At 71.0% G+C, this 262-nt stretch carries 1 pseudogene; it reads left to right on the top strand.

Annotated elements, in window-relative coordinates:
* A pseudogene (locus ACCC94_RS30295) lies at nt 1-262 on the top strand (SGNH/GDSL hydrolase family protein); the annotation flags it as partial.

Below are 262 nucleotides of genomic sequence, written 5' to 3'. Positions count from 1 at the left end.
GCCTACATCGCACCGGGCGCCGAACTGTTCAGCGATCCCCTGGACCTCGCGGTTCCGGCGCTGGGCGAACTGGCCGTTTCGATCTACCTGCCGCAGCCCACCGCCCTCGAAAGCTTCCACTGGGACGGCAAGCAGCGGGTCTACGGCGGGCCCGGCGAGCAGCTCGATGCCGTGCGCCTGCCGGCGGACGGCAAGATGGAGGCGCGCCTGTTCCTCGCCGATGTGCTCGTGGAAAACCCCGAGCCGCGGCCGGTGGTGGCGG

The organism is Pseudomonas sp. Pseusp97 (genome assembly GCF_047304025.1).
Lineage (GTDB): Bacteria > Pseudomonadota > Gammaproteobacteria > Pseudomonadales > Pseudomonadaceae > Pseudomonas.
This window is presented reverse-complemented; position numbering and strand designations above follow the sequence as displayed.